The sequence below is a fragment of the Gordonia sp. B8661-1 genome (assembly GCF_059427765.1).
In genome coordinates this window covers 130,053-154,137 of sequence record NZ_JCAHRL010000009.1, presented here as the reverse complement: position 1 = coordinate 154,137, position 24,085 = coordinate 130,053, and the positions used below count along the sequence as shown (strand labels likewise).

The following is a 24,085-nucleotide window of genomic DNA, read 5'->3' as shown; positions in this document are numbered from 1 at the left end:
CATGGCCGACGACGACACGACAGCGACACCCGCGCACACCTCGCACAAGCCGCGGCGTTTCGCGGGCAGGCGTTCCCCGGTCGGCATCGGTGGCATCGGCATCCTGGTGCTGCTGATGACGGCGGTGGCGGCGTTCTATCTGAACTCGCTGCCGCTCGTCGGCGCGGGTGCGCGCTACACCGCGCAGTTCTCCGAGGCGGCCGGGCTCAAGCCGGGCGCCGAGGTTCGCGTCGCGGGCGTCAAGGTCGGCGAGGTCGACAGCGTGAGCCTCGACGGGAACCGCGTGAATGTGAAGTTCCGCGTCAACAACACCTGGGTCGGCAATCAGACGCAGGCGTCGATCCAGATCAAGACGATCCTCGGCCAGAAGTACCTGTCACTGAATCCGCGCGGCAGCGAGCCCGCGGATCCGGACAAGGCGCTGACCGACACGGTGTCGCCCTATGACGTGATCGATGCGTTCTCGCAGGCCGCCACCCAGATCGAGGACCTCGACACCGATCAGCTGACCACCTCGATGAAGGCACTGTCGGATGCCTTCTCGGGTACCTCGGGTGACATCGGCCCGTCGCTGGAGGGCATCTCCCGCCTCTCGGCGACCATCGCGAGTCGCGACCAGGAGGTGCAGCGACTGCTGGCCGCGACCAAGTCGACGTCGAAGATCCTCGCCGATCGCAATGAGGAGTTCGTGAAGCTGATCGCCGGTGCGGGACAGTTGCTCGACGAGCTCAACAATCGTCAGCGGAGCATCGAGACGCTGCTGACCAGCACCACATCGTTGTCCGATGCGCTGACCGGCATCGTCCGCGACAACGAGGAGCAGATCGGCCCGGCGCTCGAGTCACTGCGCGGCGTCGCCGCCCTGCTGACCAAGCAGAACCAGAACCTGCGGGACACCATCAAGTACATGGCGCCGTTCTACCGGCTCTATGCGGGCGTCCTCGGTAACGGCCGGTGGTTCGAATCGGTCGTCACCAACCTGCTGCCGCCGGCTCTGCCGCAGCAGAACACCACACGACCGCCCAACAAGCAGGTTCTGCAGAACAACGGTGGAACGGAGGCCGGCTGATGACGACAGCTCCCGACCTCACCCGGACCTCGGGTCCGGGACGATGGTTCACCCCGCGGCACATCGTGGGGCTCGTACTCGGCGTGATCCTCGCGCTGATCGTCGCCGCCGTGCTGTGGTGGGCGTTCTCGATGATCGGCACCACCAAGATCACCGCCACCTTCCAGCGCAGCGTCGGCATCTACTCCGGATCGGACGTGCGCGTACTGGGCGTGCCGGTCGGCAAGGTCGACTCGGTGACGCCGGAGGGCGACAAGGTCAAGGTCACCATGACGGTCGACCGTGGCATCGAGCTACCTGCCGATGTGCGTGCGGCGCAGATCATTCCGTCGGTCGTCGCCGACCGCTACGTGCAACTGGCGCCCGCGTACTCCGGTGGACCGAAGGCCCCCCGCGACATCACGCTCGGCGAGGACAAGACGATCGTGCCGGTCGAGGTGGACCAGATCTACAAGAGCCTGCAGAACCTGTCCGAGGCACTCGGTCCGCAGGGCGCGAACAAGAACGGCGCGGTCACCGACGTGATCCGCGTCGGCGCCGACAATCTGCGCGGCAACGGAGAGAAGCTCGGCTCGGCCATCAGCAATCTCTCGAAGGCCGCGACGACCCTCAGCGATTCGCGCGGCAACCTCGTCGACACGATCAAGAACCTCGACGTGTTCGTCGGTGCGCTGCGGGAGAACGATTCGCAGGTGCGTCAGTTCAACACGCAGATGGCGTCGTTCAACACCTTCCTGTCCAACGAGCGCGAACAACTGGGCGCGGCCCTCAACAAGCTGTCCGTCGCCCTCGGTGACGTCGCCAGGTTCGTCGAGGACAACAACGACGCGATCGGGCAGACCGTGCGCGATCTGCAGCCGACCACCAAAGCGATGGTGGACAACAAGGATCACCTGAAGGAGATCCTGACGGTCCTGCCCGTCACCATCAACAACCTCATCAATGCCTATGACGCCGAGTCCGGCACCCTCGCGATGCGGCTGACCATTCCGGATCTGCAGGACCTGATCGGTGCGCAGTGCCGCCTGCTCGACCTCGGCGCGCTGGCCCCGGGCAACCCGGCGATGGTCCAGTTCAGCAACACGCTGCGGCCGCTGATCAACCAGTGCGAGAAGCTCGGCATGCAGATCCAGAAGGGGATCGACCCGCTGCTGCCGGTGCTGCCGTTCGGCATCATGAGCAACAACAAGCTGCAGCGGAATCCGGCACCGGGCGCCGTCCCGGGCAATCCGAACCCGGATCTCCGTGTCGGTCCGCAGGCACCGAAGAGGCCCGCGGCGCAGAGTCCGTCGCCGCGCAAGCCCGCCGCTTCATCCACCCGGCCGTCGGCCGCACGACCCGCGACAGGAGGCTAGGCGATGCGAAAGTTCCTGTCCCGCACGATGGTCGCCGGTGCCGCGCTGGCCTCGGCCTTGGTCGTGGCCGGATGTGGCAGCAACGGCATCCAGTCGATCCCGCTGCCCGGCGGTGTCGATACCGGCGACAACGCGGTCACCTATCAGGTGCAGTTCGACGACATCCTCGACCTCGTCCCACAGTCGGTGGTGAAGAAGGACGGCATCCCGGTCGGCCGGGTGCTGTCGGTCGAGGTGCCGGAGAACCAGTGGTTCGCGCAGGTGAAGATCCGCGTGAAGAACGAGGTGGAACTGTCGGACAAGGCGCAGGCCGCAGTCCAGCAGACGTCGCTGCTCGGTGAGAAGTTCATCGCGATCAGCGAGCCCGAGGATGCCGCGTCGCAACCGCGCCAGAATCCGTCACAGCCGATCGGACTGTCCCGGACGCGGACCGCGACCGACATCGAGCAGGTTCTCGGTGCACTGTCGATGCTCCTCAACGGGGGCGGCATCAATCAGCTCCAGCCGATCGTCACCGAACTGAACAAAGCGCTCGCGGGGACGACCGGTGCGCCGTGCCCGAACACCGCGAACACCCCGAGGTCCGCACGGACGACCAACTGCCCGATGTTCCGCAGCCTGCTCGACGAGACGCAGCGGCTCATGCTCTCGCTGGATCGTCAGCGCGACGACATCGTGCGTGCGATCGACGGTCTGGGGGCGTTGTCCAACCGGGCCGTCAAGCAGACCACCCAGATCGAGCGCATCCTCAAGGAACTGCCGGCCGGTGTCGCGGTCCTCGAGGAGCAGCGACCGCAGTTCGTCGAATTGCTCACCAAGCTCGATCAGCTCGGCAAGGTTGGCACCGACGTGCTGGGCAAGTCGCGCAAGGCACTGATCAACGATCTGAAGGCGTTGCGCCCGGTGCTGACCGAGCTGTCCAAGGCGGCCCCGGATCTGATCACCGCGGCCCCGCTGATGCTGACGCACCCGTTCCCGGACTGGTTGCTGCCGGCGGTCAAGGGTGACTCGACGAACCTGTTCATGACTCTCGACCTGCGTCTGCTGAATCAGCTGGAGGCGCTCGGCGTCGGACAGCCGGAACCGAAGTACGCGCCGCCCGCGCGTGTCAACGTGCCGGTGAATCCGAATAACCCGTACGTGGGCAATAACGGCCCGCGGTATGGCTGGCCGACGATCACTCTGCTGCCGCCGTCGGGCAACGCGCGTCCGGGACCGAACACCCCGCCGTCGGGTGGCCGGTATCCGATCGCACGGAAGCCTGCCGCGAAGTCCACGGAGAACCAGTACTCGGTGATGCCTCCGGCGGAGCCCGGTCAGCGCTTCATCGACGGGCCGTTGTCCATGATCGGAGTCCGGTGATGAGTGCTGCATTGTCGAGTGGGTGGGGACTCACGATCATCCCCATGTCACTGATCGGAGTCCGGTGATGTTGTCGAAAACTGTGCGGATACAGCTCATCGTCTTCGTCGTCGTCGGTGTCCTGGCTCTGATCTTCGTCGGCGCGAAGTACGCGCGTCTCGACAAACTGGTCGGCGTGGGGCAGTACACCGTCACCGCGTCGATGCCGGATTCCGGCGGCATTTTCGAGAATGCGGAGGTCACCTATCAGGGTGTGCCGGTGGGTCGGGTCGGCCCGCTGAAGCTCACCGACAAGGGTGTGGATGTGACGTTGGATCTGAATTCGGGTGGTCCGAAGATTCCGGATTCGGCGGTTGCGGTGGTGGCGAATCGGTCGGCGATCGGTGAGCAGTTCGTGGATTTGCAGCCGTCGTCGAATGATGGTCCGTACTTGCGGGATGGGTCGCGGATTGTGAAGTCGTCGGTGCCGCCGAAGTTGGAGGACGTGGTGTCCTCGGCGATTGATTTCACGGGGTCGATTCCGGTGGATGATTTGCAGACGGTGGTCTCGGAGTTGGGTAAGGCGTTCAACGGTCAGGGTGAGAATGTGACCCGGTTGGTGGATGCGTTGTCGAAGTTGTCGGCGGCGGGTGTGGACAATTTGTCGCAGACGATTTCGTTGATTCAGAACTCGAATGTGGTGTTGGGGACCCAGGCGGCGCAGTCGGATGAGATTCGTTCGTGGGCGCGGGGTCTGGATCTGGTGTCGCAGACGTTGGTGTCGGCGGATCCGGATGTGCGGCGGTTGTTGTCGACGGGGACGTTGTCGGCGGCGCAGATCTCGAAGTTGTTGCGTGAGCATGGTGGTGACATCACCAAGGTCGTCAAGGACCTCGGCGCCACCGTCCGCGAGGTCGCCCCGACCGGCTTCGCAACGAACGCCACTGTCGCGATGCTCTCCGCGCTGTCGGCCGGTAGCCATAGCCCGGCGCCCGGTGACGGTCAGATCCACTTCGGTGTGGTGCTCGAGACGAACAATCCGCCGGCCTGTACCCGGGGTTATGAGTCGACGGCGGCGATGATCCAGCGGATGAAGGACAAGGATCCGACCTTCGACATCCGGTACGACGAGTTCCCGTTCAACACTGAGGCGAAGTGCACGGTGCCGGTGGGCAATCCGACCGGTGTGCGGTCGGCGGCTCGCGCGGAGATGGCTGATCCCGATGTGCCGCAGCCGTGGGACAACAAGCCCAAGAAGGACCCCGACAAGCTCAATCTGAACCCGCTGGCATCGCAGCTCGCGGCGATGATGGGCGTGCACCCGAGGTGACCCCGCACGTGCCCCGCGACATTCGGTTGCGCGGGCACGCTTGGGGTGCTCTCAGGTGCGAACTACTACAGTGACGGCCGATGACCAGAACCTCTTCTCCCGCCCGCGCCGTGCTCTCGGTGCTGGCCCTGCTCGCGGTGATCGCGGCGCTGGTGTGCGCGGTGATCTTCGGATATCACGGCTACCAGGCGTATTTCGTCGACAAGCCCATCCAGTCGGCGCGCGACGGCGCCGTTGACGGGGCCGAGACCGCGATCCTCAACGTCACGTCGGTGGATCCCCGCGAGACCGACGAGTGGAAGAAGCGCGTCGATGCCTCCCTCACGGGTAAGGCACTCGAGCAGATCTCCCCACAGGACATCACCAACCTCGACGGCCGTCTGAAGCAGGCCGGCGACGACGTCTCGGCGCTCACCTCGCGGCTGGTGCGTTCGGCGCCGGTGGAGGTCGACGCGGACGAGAACTCGGCCAAGGTGCTCGTGTACGTGACCACCACCGCCAAGAAGCTGAACGATCCGAAGGACGGCGGCGTCAGCCAGATGATGGGATTCTCCGTCGGCATGACCAAGGACGGCGACCGCTGGAAGGCCAACGACATCGTGCCGCTGAACTCCATTCCGATGGAGGAGCAGCCGGGGCAGCAGGGCGCACCCGCACCGGCCGCGCCCGGTAACGCAGGGACGGGAGGGAACTGATGGCAACCAATCCACGCCGTCCGCGCCGTAACCCGAACCGGTCGTCGACTCCGCGCATCGCAGGCCGCCAGACGTCGAAGCGCCCCGCCGAGGGGTCGGAGGTCACGTCACCCGCATCGGTGCCGGAGGATGTCACCGCCGACGACCTCTCCACCGAAAGCCCCCCTGCGGCAAGCAAGATCGATGAGGCTGCGCAGGAACCGGCGCGCGATGACGAAACAGCCACTGCGGCAACCGAATCGGTGGTCTCGGACGACGTCGGCGACGATAGTGCCGGCGACGATGTGACTGCTGACGATGTGCCCGGGACGGAGGTCGTCGAGGGGGAGTCCGCCGAGACGGATGGCGTCGACAGGGACAAGGCCGACGGCGATCGTCCGCAACCGTCGGGCAAACGCCGGGTGGCGCGGGTGTCCACCCTACGGCCCGGGGACACCGGCACCACGCGTACGTCGACGACCGGGAAGGCCCGTCCGTCGACCGGCTCCCGTTCCACGACACCTCCGCGCGCCGGCGGGTTCGGTTTCGGCAATCGCACCATGGTCGTGCTGGGTGTCCTCGCCGCGGTCCTCGCGGTGATCGCGGTGATCGGCGCCCTGCATCCGGGTGCCGAGCCCTCCGACAACCGGGCCTTCGTCGATCGCGCCGCGACCACCGAGTTGACCTCGCAGGTGCAGGACAAGGCGTGTTTCCTGACCGTCACCTCCACCGACGTGGACAAGTGGGCGAAACAGGCGCGTTCGGCACTGACCGGTCCCGCACTGAAGACCTTCGACGAATACCTGCCCGAGCAGAAGAAGATCCTCGGCCAGACGCAGGCCGTCGCGGATTGCCGCGTCGAGTCCGTCGGTGTCGCGGACCTGAGCGGCGACGGCACCAGCGCTCGTGTGCTCGTCAATATGATCGTCAGCCAGCAGATGGCGGGCCTGAACGGACAGAGCGGCGCGCCCCGCTACCAGTTCGCCATGGTCAAGCGCGACGATCAGTGGCTCATCAACGAGGTCGAGGTTTTCTGAGCCGTCGCCCGTTGCCTGTGTCCGAATTGCGGGGACCGTTGTGTCGCGGGCGTGTCGAGCGCATGATTCGCCGTGGTCAGAACGGTTTGTTGACGGCAAAGTTGGTAAAAATCGCGCGTAGCGCTTGACGAACGGTCGTCGTCGCGCCACGCTGTCAGCAGCGATCGACGTGCAGGCAGCCACCCGTGCGAAATCGTGTCAGACGTCACTTGACAAAGGGCGTCTATTTTCTGGTACAGTTGGACGTTGCGCTGGCTGCCTCCTGTCCACCTTTCGATCCTTCCTCTGGCCACACCCCTGTGTGTCTCGTGGTGATCACCGGTTCGACGGTTAGTCACCAGCGAACGGACCCCATCGGGTCACGCACCGGCTAGGTAGACACTTCGTGTTGGAAGGACGCATCTTGGCACTCGACCGCCAGTCCACCTCAACAACCATCCCCGGAGCGCCTCACCGCGCTTCGTTCGCAAAGTTCAGTGAGCCGCTCGAGGTACCGGGACTCCTCGACGTACAACTCGACTCGTTCGAGTGGCTCGTCGGATCCCCGGAATGGCGCGCGAAGGCGATCTCCCGAGGCGAGGAGAACCCGACGGGCGGACTCGACGACGTCCTCCGTGAGCTGTCGCCGATCGAGGACTTCTCCGGCTCCATGTCCCTGTCCTTCTCCGATCCGCACTTCGACGAGGTCAAGGCCTCCGTCGAGGAGTGCAAGGACAAGGACATGACCTACGCGGCGCCGTTGTTCGTCACCGCGGAGTTCATCAACAACAACACCGGCGAGATCAAGTCGCAGACCGTCTTCATGGGCGACTTCCCGATCATGACCGACAAGGGCAGCTTCATCATCAACGGCACCGAGCGTGTCGTGGTGAGCCAGCTCGTCCGTTCGCCGGGCATCTACTTCGATGCCGCCATCGACAAGGCGACCGAGAAGACCCTGCACACCGTGAAGGTCATCCCGGGCCGTGGCGCATGGCTGGAATTCGACGTCGACAAGCGTGACACCGTCGGTGTCCGCATCGACCGCAAGCGCCGGCAGCCGGTCACCGTGCTGCTGAAGGCGCTGGGCATGACCAACGAGGAGATCACCGAGCGTTTCGGGTTCTCCGAGATCATGATGTCCACCCTGGAGAAGGACAACACCGCCAACCAGGACGAGGCACTGCTCGAGGTCTACCGGAAGCTGCGCCCGGGCGAGCCACCGACCCGTGAGTCGGCGGAGAACCTGCTGGAGAACCTGTTCTTCAAGGAGAAGCGCTACGACCTCGCACGCGTCGGCCGCTACAAGGTCAACAAGAAGCTGGGTCTGGTCGCCAACCCGATGGGCGGCGCCTCCACGCTGACCCGCGAGGACATCATCGCGACCGTCGAGTACCTGGTGCGCCTGCACGAGGCCGACCCGCACACCACCACGCACATGACCGTGCCCGGTGGCGTCGAGGTTCCGGTCGAGGTCGACGACATCGACCACTTCGGCAACCGTCGTATCCGTACCGTGGGCGAGCTGATCCAGAACCAGATCCGCGTCGGCTTGTCGCGTATGGAGCGTGTCGTGCGTGAGCGCATGACCACCCAGGACGTCGAGGCGATCACGCCGCAGACCCTGATCAACATCCGTCCCGTCGTGGCGGCGATCAAGGAGTTCTTCGGCACGTCGCAGCTGTCGCAGTTCATGGACCAGAACAACCCGCTCTCGGGTCTGACCCACAAGCGCCGCCTCAACGCGCTGGGCCCGGGCGGTCTGAGCCGTGAGCGCGCCGGCCTCGAGGTCCGTGACGTACACCCGTCGCACTACGGCCGCATGTGCCCGATCGAGACCCCCGAGGGTCCGAACATCGGTCTGATCGGTTCGCTCGCCGTGTACGCGCGGGTCAACCCGTTCGGCTTCATCGAGACGCCGTACCGCAAGGTCGTCGACGGTGTCGTCACCGACGACATCGTCTACATGACCGCCGACGAAGAGGACCGCTACTACATCGGTAACGCGAACATCGGCGTCGACGCCGACGGCCGCATCACCGACGACCGCGTTCTCGTCCGCAAGAAGGGCGCCGAGGTCGAGTTCGTCTCGGTCGATCAGGTCGAGTACCTCGACGTCTCGCCGCGCCAGATGGTGTCGGTCGCGACCGCGATGATCCCGTTCCTCGAGCACGACGACGCGAACCGCGCCCTGATGGGTGCGAACATGCAGCGTCAGGCCGTGCCGCTGGTGCGTAACGAGTCGCCGCTGGTCGGTACCGGCATGGAGCTGCGTGCCGCGGTCGACGCCGGTGACGTCATCGTGTCCGGCAAGACCGGTGTGGTGGAAGAGGTTTCGGCCGACTACATCACCGTCATGGACGACGACGGCAGCCGCGAGACCTACCGCATGCGGAAGTTCGCGCGCTCCAACCACGGCACCTGCGCCAACCAGCGTCCGATCGTGGACGAGGGTCAGCGCGTCGAGGCCGGCCAGGTGCTGGCCGACGGTCCGTGCACCGAGAACGGTGAGATGGCGCTGGGCAAGAACCTGCTCGTCGCGATCATGCCGTGGGAGGGCCACAACTACGAGGACGCGATCATCCTGTCGCAGCGCCTCGTGGAAGAGGACACCCTGACCTCGATCCACATCGAGGAGCACGAGATCGACGCCCGCGACACCAAGCTCGGTGCCGAAGAGATCACCCGGGACATCCCGAACGTCTCCGACGAGGTCCTCGCGGATCTCGACGAGCGCGGCATCGTGCGCATCGGTGCCGAGGTCCGCGACGGCGACATCCTGGTCGGCAAGGTCACCCCGAAGGGCGAGACCGAGCTGACCCCGGAGGAGCGCCTGCTGCGCGCCATCTTCGGTGAGAAGGCCCGCGAGGTCCGCGACACGTCGCTGAAGGTGCCGCACGGCGAGACCGGCAAGGTCATCGGTGTGCGCGTGTTCAGCCGCGACGACGACGACGATCTGGCTCCCGGCGTGAACGAGCTCGTGCGTGTGTACGTGGCTCAGAAGCGCAAGATCCAGGACGGCGACAAGCTCGCAGGCCGCCACGGCAACAAGGGTGTCATCGGCAAGATCCTCCCGCAGGAGGACATGCCGTTCCTGCCCGACGGCACCCCGGTCGACATCATCCTGAACACCCACGGTGTGCCGCGTCGTATGAACATCGGCCAGATCCTGGAAACCCACCTCGGGTGGGTCGCCAAGGCCGGCTGGAACATCAACGTGGCCTCCGGCGTGCCGGACTGGGCGTCGAAGCTGCCCGAGGACATGTACTCGGCGGAGCCCGACACCAACACGGCCACCCCGGTGTTCGACGGTGCGCGGGAAGAGGAGCTGACCGGACTGCTGTCCTCGACGCTTCCGAACCGCGACGGCGACGTGATGGTGAACGGCGACGGCAAGGCGACGCTGTTCGACGGTCGCTCCGGCGAGCCGTTCCCGTACCCGGTCTCGGTCGGCTACATGTACATCATCAAGCTGCACCACCTGGTCGACGACAAGATCCACGCGCGTTCGACCGGTCCGTACTCGATGATCACGCAGCAGCCGCTCGGCGGTAAGGCGCAGTTCGGTGGTCAGCGCTTCGGTGAGATGGAGTGCTGGGCCATGCAGGCCTACGGCGCCGCCTACACCCTGCAGGAGCTGCTCACGATCAAGTCGGACGACGTGGTCGGCCGCGTGAAGGTGTACGAGGCGATCGTCAAGGGTGAGAACATCCCGGAGCCGGGTATCCCCGAGTCGTTCAAGGTGCTCCTCAAGGAACTCCAGTCGCTGTGCCTGAACGTGGAGGTGCTGTCCTCGGACGGTGCCGCCATCACGATGGCCGACAACGACGACGAGGACCTGGAGCGCGCCGCGGCGAACCTGGGCATCAACCTGTCGCGCAACGAGTCCGCGACCGTTGACGACCTCGCCAACTGACACTCCGACGACCACTAGACGAAGAAGAGCTCTGGAAAGGTAAATAGTGCTCGACGTCAACTACTTCGATGAACTGAAGATCGGCCTCGCCACGGCCGATGACATCCACAATTGGTCGTACGGTGAGGTCAAGAAGCCGGAGACCATCAACTACCGCACGCTGAAGCCGGAGAAGGACGGCCTGTTCTGCGAGAAGATCTTCGGACCGACTCGCGACTGGGAGTGCTACTGCGGCAAGTACAAGCGTGTCCGCTTCAAGGGCATCATCTGCGAGCGCTGCGGCGTCGAGGTCACTCGCGCCAAGGTGCGTCGTGAGCGGATGGGCCACATCGAGCTGGCCGCGCCGGTCACGCACATCTGGTACTTCAAGGGTGTGCCGAGCCGTCTCGGTTACCTGCTCGACCTCGCGCCGAAGGATCTCGAGAAGATCATCTACTTCGCCGCCTACGTCATCACGTCGGTCGACGACGAGCTGCGCCACGCGGAGCTGTCGACCCGTGAGGCCGAGATCGAGGTCGAGAAGAAGGCCATCGCCGATCAGCGCGATGTCGACCTGAACGAGCGTCAGCAGAAGCTCGAGGCCGACCTCGCCGAGCTCGAGGCCGAGGGTGCCAAGGCCGACGTGCGCCGCAAGGTGCGCGACGGTGCGGAGCGCGAGATGAAGCGGATGCGCGATCACGCGCAACGCGCCATCGACGAGCTCGAGGAGATCTGGGACCGCTTCACCAAGCTGAGCCCGGGCGAGCTGATCATCGACGAGAAGCTGTACCGCCAGCTCGACGAGCGCTTCGGTGAGTACTTCACCGGCGCGATGGGTGCCGAGGCGATCAAGAAGCTCCTGGAGAACTTCGACATCGACGCCGAGGCCGAGTCGCTGCGCGACACCATCCGTAACGGCAAGGGCCAGAAGAAGCTTCGCGCGCTGAAGCGTCTGAAGGTCGTCGCCGCGTTCCAGCAGTCGGGCAACAGCCCGCTCGGCATGGTGCTCGACGCCGTCCCGGTGATCCCGCCGGAGCTGCGTCCGATGGTTCAGCTCGACGGTGGCCGCTTCGCGACCTCCGACCTGAACGACCTCTACCGTCGCGTCATCAACCGCAACAACCGCCTCAAGCGACTGATCGACCTGGGTGCGCCCGAGATCATCGTGAACAACGAGAAGCGGATGCTGCAGGAGTCGGTCGACGCCCTGTTCGACAACGGTCGTCGCGGCCGTCCGGTCACCGGACCGGGTAACCGCCCGCTGAAGTCGCTGAGCGATCTGCTCAAGGGCAAGCAGGGTCGTTTCCGTCAGAACCTGCTCGGCAAGCGTGTCGACTACTCGGGCCGTTCGGTCATCGTGGTCGGCCCGCAGCTCAAGCTGCACCAGTGCGGCCTGCCGAAGCTGATGGCGCTCGAGCTGTTCAAGCCGTTCGTGATGAAGCGTCTGGTCGACCTGAACCAGGCGCAGAACATCAAGTCGGCCAAGCGCATGGTGGAGCGTCAGCGCCCCGCCGTGTGGGACGTCCTCGAAGAGGTCATCGCCGAGCACCCGGTTCTGCTGAACCGTGCGCCGACGCTGCACCGCCTGGGCATCCAGGCCTTCGAGCCGCAGCTCGTCGAGGGCAAGGCCATCCAGCTGCACCCGCTCGTGTGTGAGGCGTTCAACGCCGACTTCGACGGTGACCAGATGGCCGTGCACCTGCCGCTGTCCGCGGAGGCGCAGGCCGAGGCACGCATCCTGATGCTGTCCTCGAACAACATCCTGTCGCCCGCGTCGGGTCGCCCGCTGGCCATGCCGCGTCTGGACATGGTGACCGGCCTGTTCTACCTGACCACCCTCAAGGAGGGTGCGGAAGGCGAATACAAGCCGGCCACCGAGGATCACCCCGAGGAGGGCGTGTACTCGAGCCCGGCCGAGGCAATCATGGCCGTCGACCGCGGTGTCCTGACCGTGCAGTCCAAGATCAAGGTGCGGCTGACCGATCAGCGTCCGCCCGCCGACATCGAGGCCGAGCAGTTCCCGGACGGATGGCGTTACGGCCAGCCGTGGACCACCGAGACCACGCTGGGCCGGGTGCTCTTCAACGAGCTGCTGCCGATCGAGTACCCGTTCGTCGACGAGCAGATGCCGAAGAAGCGTCAGGCCGCGATCATCAACGATCTCGCCGAGCGCTACCCGATGATCGTCGTCGCGCAGACCGTCGACAAGCTGAAGGACGTGGGCTTCTACTGGGCCACCCGCTCGGGTGTCACGGTCGCCATGTCCGACGTGCTCGTGCCGCCGCAGAAGGCCGAGATCCTCGAGCGTTACGAGGAGCGTGCCGATGGTCTGGAGCGCAAGTTCCAGCGCGGTGCCCTGACCCCGGACGAGCGGCGCGACGCGCTGGTCGAGATCTGGAAGCAGGCCACCGAAGAGGTCGGCAAGGTCATGGAGGAGTACTACCCCGAGGACAACCCGATCATCATGATCCCGAAGTCGGGTGCCACCGGTAACCTGACGCAGGTTCGTAACCTGTCGGGCATGAAGGGTCTGGTGACCAACCCGAAGGGTGAGTTCATCCCGCGTCCGATCAAGTCCTCGTTCCGCGAGGGCCTGACCGTGCTGGAGTACTTCATCAACACGCACGGCGCCCGAAAGGGTCTGGCGGACACCGCACTTCGTACCGCCGACTCGGGTTACCTGACCCGTCGTCTGGTCGACGTGAGCCAGGACGTCATCGTGCGCGAGACCGACTGTGGCACCGAGCGCGGCATCATCGTCCCGCTGGGCGAGAAGCAGCCGGACGGCTCGATCATCCGCGACCCGCACGTGGAGACCGCGGCCTACGCCCGGACTCTGGCCGCCGACGCGGTCGACGCCGACGGCAACGTCATCGTCGAGCGTGGACACGACCTGGGCGACCCGGCCATCGAGGCACTCCTCGCGGCCGGTATCGACGAGGTCAAGGTCCGTTCGGTCCTCACCTGTGCGACCGGCACCGGCGTCTGCGCCATGTGCTACGGCCGTTCGATGGCGACCGGCAAGCTCGTCGACATCGGCGAGGCCGTGGGCATCATCGCGGCCCAGTCGATCGGTGAGCCCGGTACCCAGCTGACGATGCGTACGTTCCACCAGGGTGGCGTCGGTGACGACATCACCGGTGGTCTGCCGCGTGTCCAGGAGCTGTTCGAGGCCCGTGTCCCCAAGGGCAAGGCCCCGATCGCCGAGGTCTCCGGCCGCGTGCGTCTCGAGGACGACGATCGTTTCTACAAGATCACCATCGTTCCCGACGACGGCTCGGAAGAGGTTGTCTACGACAAGATCTCGAAGCGTCAGCGTCTGCGTGTGTTCAAGCACGAGGACGGCTCCGAGCGTCTGCTCGCCGACGGTGACCACGTCGACGTCGGTCAGCAGCTCATGGAGGGCGCGGCCGATCCGCACGAGGTGCTGCGCGTGATGGGTCCCCGCCAGGTGCAGATCCACCTCGTCAACGAGGTCCAGGAGGTGTACCGGAGCCAGGGTGTGTCGATCCACGACAAGCACATCGAGACGATCGTCCGTCAGATGCTGCGTCGCGTGACGATCATCGATTCGGGTGCCACCGAGTTCCTGCCCGGTTCGCTCACCGAGCGTTCGGAGTTCGAGTCGGAGAACCGTCGGGTCGTCGCCGAGGGTGGCGAGCCCGCGGCCGGCCGTCCGGTGCTCATGGGTATCACCAAGGCATCGCTGGCCACCGAGTCGTGGCTGTCGGCGGCGTCGTTCCAGGAGACCACTCGCGTGCTGACCGATGCGGCCATCAACAGCCGCAGCGACAAGCTCGTGGGCCTCAAGGAGAACGTGATCATCGGTAAGCTGATCCCGGCCGGTACCGGCATCAACCGGTACCGCAACATCCAGGTGCAGCCGACCGAGGAAGCGCGTGCCGCGGCGTACGCGGTGCCGTCCTACGACGACACCTACTACAGCCCGGACGGCACCTTCGGTGCCCCGTCCGGTGCTGCGGTCCCGCTCGACGACTACGGCTACTCCACGGATTACCGCTAGTCGCTCGCGCGACAATCGACTGACTGACCCCCGTATCCCGCAAGGGTGCGGGGGTCAGTCGTTGTCGCGATAGGGGAGATACTGGACGTTCCAGTGATTGCCGTCGGGATCGTCGAAGTAGACGAAGTGTCCCCACGCCTGGACGTCGACCTCGCTGACCTCCACACCGGCGTCGAGCAACTGTTGGCGGGCGGCCTCGATGTCGGAGACGCACAACATGTGGATGCCCGCGGTCGGGGCGGAGCCGTCGACGATGCCCGTGCCGAAGGCGATCGAGCAGGCTGACCCGGGCGGGGTCATCTGGACGAATCGGAGGTCCTCGGACACGACATGATCGTGATCGGGGTGGAAGCCGATGCGGGTGTAGAACTCCTTGGCCCGGTCCACGTCGGTGACGGGCAGCATGGCGACTTCGAGCGTCCAGTTCATGATCAGATCCTTCGGTTGGTGACGTTGGTACCGCTATTCAACCGACGATCGCGGACAATTTCGGTCCTGATTGACTGAGATCGCTCCGAACGCCCGTCAGCGACCGACAGGCACCCCGAGCGTGCCGAGGATGACACTGCTGACCACCGGGCCGAGTTCGGACAGTCCCTCCGGGGTGAGTGTCGCCGAGGGGATGGTTCGGATGTCGCATCCCGGCCGGGGCGGGATGCGTTGTGTCAGCCGCTGTTTGAGCCAGTGCAGCGCGCCGGGGGCGCCCGTCACCGCGACGACCCCGTGGGTGGTCATCAGCTGCGGGATCGGTCGGGGCGGCAACGCCTCTCGACGGTAGGTCACCGGTGTGCCGCCAGTGCAGTACGAGCGCACCATCGCATCGGCTCCCGCGATGGGGCCGACTTCTTCGGTGACGCCGTTGTACACATAGGTCGGTGCCGTCGGGCTCTTGCCGCTGATCCCGCGTTCGTCGAGAGCGGCCTTGACGATCGGATCGTTGAGCACGGTCCGCAGCGGAACCTTGAGATACCGGTGGATGTCGTACCAGAGGTGTTTGAGCGCGTTCTGGCCCAGGCAGGAGCTCTGCGTGTCCCGGATTTGGCGCACCGCTTCGGGTTTCACGTATTTGCGAAGCGGACCGAGCAGTGCTGGCTCGTCCTTGAGGATCGCGCCGAGCGCGAGTGGGATGAGTCCGGCCAGTGGCGTCGCGTTCACCGTGTGGACCGACATCTGCAACGACCGTTCCGGTGCGCCGAGGGCAGCGCCCGCGATGTTCAGCTCCGGTGCGTACGTGGGCTGCTCCTCGATGGCCCAGCTCGAGGCGATGCCTCCGCCCGAGTAGCCCCACATGCCCACGGGCGTGGATGCACCCGTCAATCGGGCCGGCCGGAAGCTCTCGACGGCCCGGATTCCGTCCAGCACCGCGTATCCGGGCTGCCGCGGGGTGAGGAAACGGTTGTCGACGCCGCCGTGGTCGGGCAGTGCGACGGCCCAGCCCTGCTCCAGACCGGCGAAGGCCAGCGCGACCTCGGCCGCCGCCGTCGGGAAGGTCAGCGGTCCGATCGGGCTCGTCGGCTCCAGCGGAAACCCGCGGATCAGTCCGTACGACGGATTGCATTGGCGCATCACGGAATCGGTCGCCGACTGATAAGACAGCAAGGCTCGAGGGCGAGATGGCCCCGCGGGTAGCAGGAGAGTGGTGACCGCGGCGTAGGGCTCACCGTTCGCGCCGGTGCTGCGGTACAGCAGCTGCCACGCCCGGACATTCATCGGGAAGATCTGCATCATCTTCGCCGTGACGGGTCGTGAGCGGAGCACGTCGCCGGGCTTCGCCTTCTGCCATCCCGCGGGCAGGGTGTAGAAGGCGTCGGGCGGTGGCGCCGGTGTTGCCGACGCGGGGGCGTCGGCCCGTAGCGCCGCTCCGGTCGCCGCCGTCAGCACCACGGCCATCGAGACCGCCAGAACCCGCCATAGCCGAACCCACATACGTCCCCCTCGATCAGTGGTCCCCCGGCGCATCGGCCCCGTCCGACGTCGAGTGGCGGTAACGATAGCCACTCCGACGACTCGATGACGACGAAATGGCGGCATTCCCGGAACCGATCACGATGCGATCAGCGGCAAACAAATCGGGGACAGCGGATTACGCTGGTCCTGTGGCTGAAGGGCAGGCGCAACGTTTCCGATGGCTGCTGCATGTGGACCTCGACCAATTCCAGGTCTCGGTCGAGAGACTGCGCAGCCCGGAACTCGCCGGTGTGCCGGTGATCGTCGGCGGCAACGGTGACCCCACCGAGGCGCGCAAGGTCGTGACCTGCGCGTCGTACGAAGCGCGTGCGCAGGGGGTGCGGGCGGGCATGCCGTTGCGCAACGCGCACCGCAAGATGCCCGACGCCGTGTATCTGCCGCTCGACACCGATGCCTACGACGTCGCCTCGGCGGGCGTGATGGACGTCCTGCGCGGTTTCGGCCATCCGGTGGAGGTGTGGGGATGGGACGAGGCATACCTCGGCATCGGACCGATCGACGATGACGGCCGGCCGATCGGCGACGCGGTCGAACTCGGCGACGAGCAGGTTCGCGCCCGCGCACGCGAGTTGCGGGCCGCGGTGCGCGACACCAACGGCCTGGCGTGCTCGATCGGCATCAGCGACAACAAACAGCGCGCGAAGATGGCCACCGGATTCGCGAAGGCCGGTTTCGCCGAGGCCGCCGACGACAAGGTATTCCTCCTCGACGGCCGGAACTGGTTGTCGCTCATGGGGGACCGGCCCTGCCGCGACCTGTGGAGCGTCGGGCCGAAGACCGCGGCCAAACTCGTCGATCACGGCGTCGGCACGGTCCGTGAACTGATCGACACCCCGCGCGACGAGCTGATCGAGATCTTCGGGCCGCATCAGGGCAACTGGCTCTATGTGCTGTGCCGGGGTGGCGGTGACCCGACGATCACCGTGGAACCCTGGCTGGCCCGCTCCCACTCGAAATCGCGGACCTTTGCAGCCGACCTCCTCGATCGATCCGAGATCCACGCCGCGGCAACCGAACTCACGAGGGAGGTGCTCGACCAGTCCGTCGATGAGCAGCGCATGGTGTTCCGGGTGGCCGTCACCGTACGCACGTCGACGTTCTACACCCGCACCAAATCGCGCAAGTTGCCCGAGCCGACGCAGTCCTTCGACGCGATCCTGCCGGTCGTCGCGGAGTTGCTCGACCGGTTCGAGCAGGACCGTCCGGTGCGGCTTCTCGGTGTCCGGCTCGACCTGGTCGTCGACGAGGACGAGGATGTTGGAACCGATCTCGATCACTCACCGGATACGCGGGCGACGACATGACGAGGAAGACATGACGAGAATGTCGTCACCGCAACGGTCTTCGCGACATCCGCTCGGTGGCCTACTCATCCTGTCGGTCGCCGTGCTGCTGTCCGCCCTGACCGCCGTGCCGGTCGCGTCGGCGCAGCCGCGACTACCCGTCGTCTACGACTTCGCATCCGGTATTCGGGCGGAACTCGCACATCCCGGGGGTTCATTGCCCGGCACCAACGACTTCGGCTGCCGGCCCACTGCGCGCCATCCGCGACCGGTGGTTCTGCTGCACGGCAGTGGCGGTGGGCGACAGACCAATTGGGGCACGCTGGCACCGGTGCTGGCCAATGAGGGCTACTGCGTCTTCGCCCCGACCTACGGCGGGCTCGGGACCGTGTGGCCGATATCGGCGGTCGGCGGTATGGGAGTGAAGACCGATTCGGCCTGGCAGATCAAGGTGTTCGTGGATCGGGTGCGAGCGGCGACCGGTGCTGCGCAGGTCGACATCGTCGGACATTCACTCGGCACGGAGATCCCCACCTACTGGGTGAAATACCTGGGCGGCCGACAATCGGTGGCGCACTACGTGTCCCTGGCACCCTATTGGCGTCAGCAGCCCGACGAGGACGATGCCCGTAGCGAACTGGTGGCTGACGTCAAGAGCCTCCTCGGTATTCCGCCGTTGACCCCGCCGCTCACTCCGGCGAATTGCGCGGGCTGTGTGTCGCCGCCCGACGTGAACTTCAATCGCGCCGTGCGGGAGCCGACTCCGTACTTACCGGGTATCCGCTACACCAATATCGTCACCAGACACGATCAGATCGTCACGCCCTATACCGCCGGACTGCTACCGGGCCCGCCCGGCACCGACGTACGAAACATCGTGGTGCAGAGCGGTTGTCCGGCGGACCGGTCGGATCACATGACGATCGTCGCCAACCGGCGGTCGGCCGCGCTGGTCCTCAACGCACTCGATCCGGCACATGGGCGTCCGGTGCCGTGTGTGCCCGTGGCCCCGTTCGCCGGCGCGTGACCGCACAGGCGTCGGTCAGTGCCGGACGACGGGCGGCAACGACGCGATGACATCCCACTGGGCACGCTGGGCACCGACGGTGTCGGTCAGGAAGGTGCGGGCGATGACGAGGAGTTCGGACACCATGGGGTGTGCCAGCTCGTAGAAGACGGCGTTGCCGACACGTTCGCTGATGACGACGTGATGTCGCTTCAGTACGGCCAGATGCTGGGACAGCAGGGTTGGTTCGAGCCCGGTGATGGTGAGGAGTTCACTGACCGGGGTCGGTTCGATGTTGGCGCTCAATACCTCGAGGACGCGAATGCGCGCCGGGTGCGCCAGACCTTTGAAGAGATTGGCCTTGATCTCGTATAACGGTCGTTCTCGTCCGTTGACGGTTGCCGACATACAGCCCACTTTCCCGGCCCCCGCGATTGACGGATTGCACGAATCACTCAAACCGAATATATCAGGGCGCCGCCGGAGCTCCGTCCGTCTCGCCGGTGTGTCCGCGCAAGCGACGGACCCGTGCCCCGAACCGATCGCGGAAGCGTCGGAACCTCCGGTATCCCCACCAGAAGAGCGCGAGCCCGACGATCAGCACCACGAGTGCGACAACAGGGGCGACCAGCGCGAGCACCGACATCGCGACACTGCCCACATCCTCCACCGAACTCACGACGGGGGTTCCGACACCGGCCGTCGCCGCGTCCACGGGCGGACGGATCGTCGCCTTGCCGATGTGCACCAGCAGCGCGATGACGATGCCCACGATCACCGGCACCCAGGCGGAACTGGTGAAGAAGCTCCCGGGATCGGTGACGACCGCCGTCTCCGACGCCGCACCCGTCCCGAACACGATGCCGCCGGAGGTGGGACGAACCACGGTCTGGATGGCGTCGTTGACCGTGTCCACGACAGGGATCTTGTCGGCGATCACCTCGATGAGGAGGAGTACGCCCAGGATGGTGAGGACCCAGCCGTTGGTGAGCCAGTTGGCGGCGGCGGGCAGCTGGATGACGTCGATGTACCGGCCGGCGATGCCGAGTACGAGCAGCGGTATGTAGGCGTTGAGCCCGGCCGACGCGGCGAGCCCGGCCCCCGTCAGCATTTCGAGCATGACTGGACTGTAATGCGTGTGCGGCTCAGTCGGTGGATTCGGGCGAAAGCGGTTCGCGGGGAATGCGAACCCCGGCCAGTCGCGCCGCCGGGTCGACCGTCAGTCCGAGGTCCGACCAGGGCACACCGACGGTCACCACCGCATAGGCGGAGGTGGGGAAACGGTCGATATGACCATTCGGATCGAGTGTCACGGCCGTGGCCGGCATGCCGGGTTCGTGTCCGACGACCAGGACCGTCGAGGCGTCCTCGGGCGCGTAGAGGCGGATCGCCTCGAGGATCTGCTCGGGGTAGCCGCCGTAGATGTCGTCGATATAGGTGACGGGTGCGTCGATGCCGGTGCGCGCCAGCGTCTCGCGTGTGCGGGTGGCCGTCGAGCAGAGAACGGCGTCGACGTGCATTCCTTCGTCGGCCATCCATGCGCCGGCGAGGGCGGCCTCCCGGTCACCGCGCTCGGCGAGTGGCCGTTCGTGATCGCCGACGCCCGCCGGATAGCCGGATTTGCCGTGGCGCATCAGTATCAGCGTGCGGGTCATGCGACCTCCACACGGATGGTGCTCCGACTGCCGGTGTCGGTGCTCGTGAGGACGGTGCGGAGCACGGTCACCGTCGCACGCCAGGCTGCCGCCTCCTGACGATGGAACACGGAGTCCTCGTCGGCGCCGGCGGCAAGCAGTTCGTCGGCGATGGCGTCCATCTCCAGGTATTCGTCCACCGCATCATCGAGTACGCGGCGTGCCGCGTCGGCGGACTCGCATACGAGTGTGATGGTCTCCGCGTCCAGGGTGGCCAGGCGTTCCAGATCAGACCGGTGTCGCATGTGAACAACGTACGACGACTCCCCGACAGGTTCGCGCCGCCACACCGGGAATCGCGAGGTCGGATGGCGTGTCGGCAGCGGATGCCCACGCGTGGTTCAGCCGTCGGGTCGCTTGACCATTACCCTGAACCGGTGCATTCCTGGGTTCCCGCCGTGCTGGCGGTGGCGGCAGCACTGCTGATCGCCGGCGGCACGGTGTTGCGGCAGCGTGAATCGCACACCAGCGGTGCGATCACCTGGAAATGGTGGATCGGCGCGATGATCGCGCTCGGTGGATTCGCATTGCAGGCCGCGGCCCTGGGACTCGGCTCCATTCTTCTCGTGCAGCCGCTGGTGATGTTCACGGTGCTGTTCGCGCTGCCGATGGAGGCCTGGGCGGATCGTCGCAGGCCGCTGCGCGTCGAGTGGATGTGGGGTGTACTGCTCGTCGCGTGCGTGACGGTGTTCCTGGTGGTCTCGCGTCCGGAACCGTCACCCCGACGGCCCGACGATCTGCTGATGGTCGCGACCATCAGCGGTGTCATCATCGGCCTGCTGCTGTGCGTGGTGGCCGCGGAGCGATCGAACCGGCACTACAAGGCGCTGCTGTACGGCGTCACCGCGGGCGTGCTGTTCGGTGTCTCCGCGTTGCTCGTGAAAGCCGTGATCTACCAGCTCTTCCATCACTTCGCGCACACCTTTTCCCGGCCGGAGATCTACCTGTTCGCGGTGGTCGCGGTCTTTGCGATCGTGGCGCAGCAGCGGGCCTTCGGTGCGGGGGAGTTGCAGACGTCGTTCCCCGCCCTGACGGTGATGGAACTCGTCGTGTCGATGGCACTCGGCGTCCTGTTGCTCGGCGAGAACCTGCACGTGTCGGTACCGACCGCGATCTTCCTCGGTCTGGTGCTCGGGGCCATGGTGCGGTCGGTTCTCGAACTGACCAAGCTCGCGGCCGCCCGGGCCGAGTGGTACGAGGAGCACGCGGGCGACTCATCGGAGACGACGGTGTCAGCGACTGGGCACGGGGTCGATGAGTCCGGCGAGGCCGCGGGCCCACTCGGAGGCGAGGACCGCGGGCCGGACCGACGATGAGTAGTCGTGGCGCGCATGTTCGCCGACCTGTCGGGCTCCGCGAGCGGTGAGCATCTCGGCCATGATCTCGCCGCCCCGATTGAAGGTGTCGTCGTAGACGATGTCGCCGAGGCCGAAGACCGCGAAGCGCAGTCCGGTCAGATCCGGATTCTCCGCCTCGAGGGCGTCGGCGAACGGTTCGGCACCGGTCGGGAGTTCGCCGTCACCGTAGGTGGAACACACGACGACCGCGAAGTCGGCGGGATCGAGACGGTCGACCGCGTACTCGGTCATGTCGTGGACCGAGGTGTCGAAATCGGCGTCCAATACGTCCGCGATCGCGTCGGCGACCAATTCGGCGGTGCCGGTCTCGGTTCCGTACAGGATGACGACAGACATTTCGGCTCCTCTCGAACGGTGCGGGCGGTCGCCCGAACACAGGAATGACAATGTAACTAAGGCTACCCTTATTTGTCGGCTTCGGCGCTGTGCGATCGGCCACGGGGTTGGGATATTTACTTGGATGTCCTACTATCGAAGGTGACCCCACAGACATCCGATCGTGAATCCAGGTGATCCCGTGTCCGACTCCACTTCCTCCGATACCGCCGGCGACGTGCGCACCATCCCGCATTACCTCGGTGGCGCGACCGTCACCGTCGCCGACGGGCGGTTCGCCGACGTCTTCAATCCGAGCACCGGTGCCGTCGCCGCCCGTGTGCCGCTCGCGTCCACCGCAGAGGTCGACGCCGCCGTCGCCACCGCCGTCGAAGCTCAGCGTGAATGGGCTGCCTGGAATCCGCAGCGTCGTGCGCGCGTGATGATGAAGTTCGTCGACCTGGTCAACCAGAACGCCGACGAACTCGCCGAACTCCTGTCCCTCGAACACGGCAAGACCTTCCCGGACGCGAAGGGCGATATCCAGCGCGGCATCGAGGTCATCGAATTCGCCATCGGCATCCCGCATCTGCTCAAGGGTGAGTTCACCGAAGGTGCCGGCGCGGGCATCGACGTGCACTCGATCCGCCAGCCGCTCGGTGTGGTCGCCGGCATCACGCCGTTCAACTTCCCGGCCATGATCCCGCTGTGGAAGGCCGGACCCGCACTCGCCTGCGGCAACGCCTTCATCCTCAAGCCCAGCGAACGCGACCCGTCCGTGCCGGTGCGTCTGGCCGAACTCTTCACCGAGGCAGGCCTTCCCGACGGCGTCTTCCAGGTGATCCACGGCGACAAGGAGTCCGTCGACGCCCTGATCAACAACCCCGACGTGCAGGCGCTCGGATTCGTCGGCAGCTCCGACATCGCCCAGTACATCTACGAGAACGCCGCCCGCAACGGCAAGCGCTCGCAGTGCTTCGGTGGTGCCAAGAACCACATGATCGTCATGCCCGACGCCGATATGGATCAGGTCGTCGACGCGCTGATCGGTGCGGGTTACGGCAGCGCCGGTGAGCGTTGCATGGCCATCAGTGTCGCGGTGCCGGTCGGCGAGGAGACCGCGAATCGCCTGCGCGCCAAGTTGGTCGACAAGGTCAACGCCCTGCGTGTCGGACACAGCCTCGACCCCAAGGCCGACTACGGTCCGCTCGTGACGGCGGCCGCGCTCGACCGCGTGAAGGGATACATCGCGAAGGGCGCCGAGGAGGGTGCCGAGATCGTCGTCGACGGACGGGAACGCGGCAGCGACGAGCAGTCCTTCGGTGACGCCGACATCTCGAACGGATTCTTCGTCGGCCCAACCCTTTTCGACCATGTCACCAAGGACATGTCGATCTACACCGACGAGATCTTCGGCCCGGTGCTGGCCATCGTGCGGGCGAACGACTACGAGGAGGCGCTCGCGCTGGCCTCCGATCACCAGTACGGCAACGGTGTCGCCATCTTCACCCAGGACGGCGATGCCGCCCGTGACTTCACCGCCCGCGTGAACGTCGGCATGGTCGGAGTGAACGTACCGATCCCGGTTCCGGTGGCGTACTACACCTTCGGCGGCTGGAAGCGGTCGGGCTTCGGTGATCTCAACCAGCACGGCCCGACGTCGATCCAGTTCTATACGAAGACCAAGACGGTGACCACGCGCTGGCCGTCCGGCATCAAGGATGGCGCCGAATTCGTCATCCCGACGATGGACTGAT

Annotated in this window: 19 protein-coding genes; 12 read left to right on the top strand and 7 right to left on the bottom strand. The window is 65.8% G+C overall.

Annotated elements, in window-relative coordinates; genetic code table 11:
* Window position 1 precedes the first annotated feature (1 nt).
* The 8 genes from AC4JJG_RS17970 (at window position 2) to AC4JJG_RS17935 (ending at window position 14,704) form a co-directional block, all read left to right on the top strand.
* Window positions 2-1,069 (top strand): MCE family protein, encoded by a 1,068-nt coding sequence (locus AC4JJG_RS17970; RefSeq protein ID WP_495401834.1) that lies wholly within the window; start codon window positions 2-4, stop codon window positions 1,067-1,069.
* The gene (locus AC4JJG_RS17965) at window positions 1,069-2,424 is read left to right on the top strand and encodes an MCE family protein (RefSeq protein WP_495401833.1); all 1,356 of its coding nucleotides are present in this window, start codon (window positions 1,069-1,071) and stop codon (window positions 2,422-2,424) included. Before AC4JJG_RS17970 ends, AC4JJG_RS17965 begins: the two co-directional genes overlap by 1 nt.
* A gap of 3 nt (window positions 2,425-2,427) precedes the next feature.
* Window positions 2,428-3,786, top strand: coding sequence for an MlaD family protein (locus tag AC4JJG_RS17960; protein WP_495401832.1), 1,359 nt, complete (start codon window positions 2,428-2,430; stop codon window positions 3,784-3,786).
* 67 nt (window positions 3,787-3,853) lie between these two features.
* Complete coding sequence (locus AC4JJG_RS17955; RefSeq protein WP_495401831.1) at window positions 3,854-5,095, top strand: MCE family protein; 1,242 nt, start codon at window positions 3,854-3,856, stop codon at window positions 5,093-5,095.
* 80 nt (window positions 5,096-5,175) lie between these two features.
* A complete protein-coding gene (locus AC4JJG_RS17950) occupies window positions 5,176-5,790 on the top strand; it encodes a hypothetical protein (protein ID WP_495401830.1) in 615 nt (204 codons plus the stop codon).
* On the top strand, window positions 5,790-6,806 hold the full coding sequence (locus tag AC4JJG_RS17945; RefSeq protein WP_495401829.1) for a hypothetical protein: 1,017 nt from the start codon (window positions 5,790-5,792) through the stop codon (window positions 6,804-6,806). The genes AC4JJG_RS17950 and AC4JJG_RS17945 overlap by 1 nt, the downstream gene beginning before the upstream one ends.
* Window positions 6,807-7,209: 403 nt before the next feature.
* Entirely contained in the window at window positions 7,210-10,701 is a 3,492-nt protein-coding gene (gene rpoB / locus AC4JJG_RS17940) for a DNA-directed RNA polymerase subunit beta (protein WP_495401828.1), read from the top strand.
* A gap of 46 nt (window positions 10,702-10,747) precedes the next feature.
* Window positions 10,748-14,704, top strand: coding sequence for a DNA-directed RNA polymerase subunit beta' (locus AC4JJG_RS17935; RefSeq protein ID WP_495401827.1), 3,957 nt, complete (start codon window positions 10,748-10,750; stop codon window positions 14,702-14,704).
* 54 nt (window positions 14,705-14,758) lie between these two features.
* Here AC4JJG_RS17935 and AC4JJG_RS17930 read toward each other — a convergent pair whose 3' ends face one another.
* Both AC4JJG_RS17930 and AC4JJG_RS17925 read right to left on the bottom strand, forming a co-directional pair.
* Window positions 14,759-15,133, bottom strand: coding sequence for a VOC family protein (locus tag AC4JJG_RS17930; protein ID WP_495401826.1), 375 nt, complete (start codon window positions 15,131-15,133; stop codon window positions 14,759-14,761).
* Between the two features lie 96 nt (window positions 15,134-15,229).
* A complete protein-coding gene (locus tag AC4JJG_RS17925) occupies window positions 15,230-16,630 on the bottom strand; it encodes a lipase family protein (RefSeq protein ID WP_495401825.1) in 1,401 nt (466 codons plus the stop codon).
* 170 nt (window positions 16,631-16,800) lie between these two features.
* On the opposite strand from AC4JJG_RS17925, the gene AC4JJG_RS17920 reads away from it, so the two are divergent.
* Complete coding sequence (locus tag AC4JJG_RS17920; RefSeq protein ID WP_495401824.1) at window positions 16,801-17,976, top strand: DNA polymerase IV; 1,176 nt, start codon at window positions 16,801-16,803, stop codon at window positions 17,974-17,976.
* Window positions 17,977-17,986: 10 nt separating this feature from the next.
* Window positions 17,987-18,982, top strand: coding sequence for an esterase/lipase family protein (locus AC4JJG_RS17915; RefSeq protein WP_495401823.1), 996 nt, complete (start codon window positions 17,987-17,989; stop codon window positions 18,980-18,982).
* A gap of 15 nt (window positions 18,983-18,997) precedes the next feature.
* On the opposite strand, the gene AC4JJG_RS17910 is transcribed toward AC4JJG_RS17915, so the two are convergent.
* The 4 genes from AC4JJG_RS17910 to AC4JJG_RS17895 all read right to left on the bottom strand — a co-directional run bounded on the left by AC4JJG_RS17910 (window position 18,998) and on the right by AC4JJG_RS17895 (window position 20,900).
* Window positions 18,998-19,369, bottom strand: coding sequence for an ArsR/SmtB family transcription factor (locus tag AC4JJG_RS17910; protein ID WP_495401822.1), 372 nt, complete (start codon window positions 19,367-19,369; stop codon window positions 18,998-19,000).
* Window positions 19,370-19,430: 61 nt separating this feature from the next.
* Window positions 19,431-20,081 (bottom strand): DUF4126 domain-containing protein, encoded by a 651-nt coding sequence (locus AC4JJG_RS17905; RefSeq protein ID WP_495401821.1) that lies wholly within the window; start codon window positions 20,079-20,081, stop codon window positions 19,431-19,433.
* Window positions 20,082-20,106: 25 nt separating this feature from the next.
* Window positions 20,107-20,616, bottom strand: coding sequence for a SixA phosphatase family protein (locus tag AC4JJG_RS17900; RefSeq protein ID WP_495401819.1), 510 nt, complete (start codon window positions 20,614-20,616; stop codon window positions 20,107-20,109).
* The gene (locus AC4JJG_RS17895; protein ID WP_495401818.1) at window positions 20,613-20,900 is read right to left on the bottom strand and encodes a hypothetical protein; all 288 of its coding nucleotides are present in this window, start codon (window positions 20,898-20,900) and stop codon (window positions 20,613-20,615) included. The genes AC4JJG_RS17900 and AC4JJG_RS17895 overlap by 4 nt, the downstream gene beginning before the upstream one ends.
* A 132-nt stretch (window positions 20,901-21,032) precedes the next feature.
* Here AC4JJG_RS17895 and AC4JJG_RS17890 point away from each other — a divergent pair, with 132 nt between their 5' ends.
* Window positions 21,033-21,971, top strand: coding sequence for a DMT family transporter (locus AC4JJG_RS17890; protein WP_495401817.1), 939 nt, complete (start codon window positions 21,033-21,035; stop codon window positions 21,969-21,971).
* Here the strand turns inward: AC4JJG_RS17890 and AC4JJG_RS17885 are convergent.
* Window positions 21,888-22,349: a flavodoxin domain-containing protein gene (locus tag AC4JJG_RS17885; RefSeq protein WP_495401816.1), complete on the bottom strand. Its 462-nt coding sequence runs from the start codon at window positions 22,347-22,349 to the stop codon at window positions 21,888-21,890. The two genes, AC4JJG_RS17890 and AC4JJG_RS17885, sit on opposite strands and share 84 nt — an antisense overlap.
* A 181-nt stretch (window positions 22,350-22,530) precedes the next feature.
* Here AC4JJG_RS17885 and AC4JJG_RS17880 point away from each other — a divergent pair, with 181 nt between their 5' ends.
* Window positions 22,531-24,084, top strand: a complete 1,554-nt coding sequence (locus AC4JJG_RS17880) for a CoA-acylating methylmalonate-semialdehyde dehydrogenase (protein WP_495401815.1) — start codon at window positions 22,531-22,533, stop codon at window positions 24,082-24,084.
* Window position 24,085: the final 1 nt, after the last annotated feature.

What these genes read in the sequence shown, in the direction of transcription:
- AC4JJG_RS17895 (WP_495401818.1), bottom strand. Translation starts at nt 20,900, where the DNA reads ATGCGACACCGGTCTGATCTGGAACGCCTGGCCACCCTGGACGCGGAG.
- AC4JJG_RS17925 (WP_495401825.1), bottom strand. Translation starts at nt 16,630, where the DNA reads ATGTGGGTTCGGCTATGGCGGGTTCTGGCGGTCTCGATGGCCGTGGTG.
- AC4JJG_RS17930 (WP_495401826.1), bottom strand. Translation starts at nt 15,133, where the DNA reads ATGAACTGGACGCTCGAAGTCGCCATGCTGCCCGTCACCGACGTGGAC.
- AC4JJG_RS17900 (WP_495401819.1), bottom strand. Translation starts at nt 20,616, where the DNA reads ATGACCCGCACGCTGATACTGATGCGCCACGGCAAATCCGGCTATCCG.
- AC4JJG_RS17915 (WP_495401823.1), top strand. Translation starts at nt 17,987, where the DNA reads ATGACGAGAATGTCGTCACCGCAACGGTCTTCGCGACATCCGCTCGGT.
- AC4JJG_RS17965 (WP_495401833.1), top strand. Translation starts at nt 1,069, where the DNA reads ATGACGACAGCTCCCGACCTCACCCGGACCTCGGGTCCGGGACGATGG.
- AC4JJG_RS17905 (WP_495401821.1), bottom strand. Translation starts at nt 20,081, where the DNA reads ATGCTCGAAATGCTGACGGGGGCCGGGCTCGCCGCGTCGGCCGGGCTC.
- AC4JJG_RS17950 (WP_495401830.1), top strand. Translation starts at nt 5,176, where the DNA reads ATGACCAGAACCTCTTCTCCCGCCCGCGCCGTGCTCTCGGTGCTGGCC.
- AC4JJG_RS17955 (WP_495401831.1), top strand. Translation starts at nt 3,854, where the DNA reads ATGTTGTCGAAAACTGTGCGGATACAGCTCATCGTCTTCGTCGTCGTC.
- AC4JJG_RS17970 (WP_495401834.1), top strand. Translation starts at nt 2, where the DNA reads ATGGCCGACGACGACACGACAGCGACACCCGCGCACACCTCGCACAAG.
- AC4JJG_RS17885 (WP_495401816.1), bottom strand. Translation starts at nt 22,349, where the DNA reads ATGTCTGTCGTCATCCTGTACGGAACCGAGACCGGCACCGCCGAATTG.
- AC4JJG_RS17945 (WP_495401829.1), top strand. Translation starts at nt 5,790, where the DNA reads ATGGCAACCAATCCACGCCGTCCGCGCCGTAACCCGAACCGGTCGTCG.
- AC4JJG_RS17910 (WP_495401822.1), bottom strand. Translation starts at nt 19,369, where the DNA reads ATGTCGGCAACCGTCAACGGACGAGAACGACCGTTATACGAGATCAAG.
- AC4JJG_RS17960 (WP_495401832.1), top strand. Translation starts at nt 2,428, where the DNA reads ATGCGAAAGTTCCTGTCCCGCACGATGGTCGCCGGTGCCGCGCTGGCC.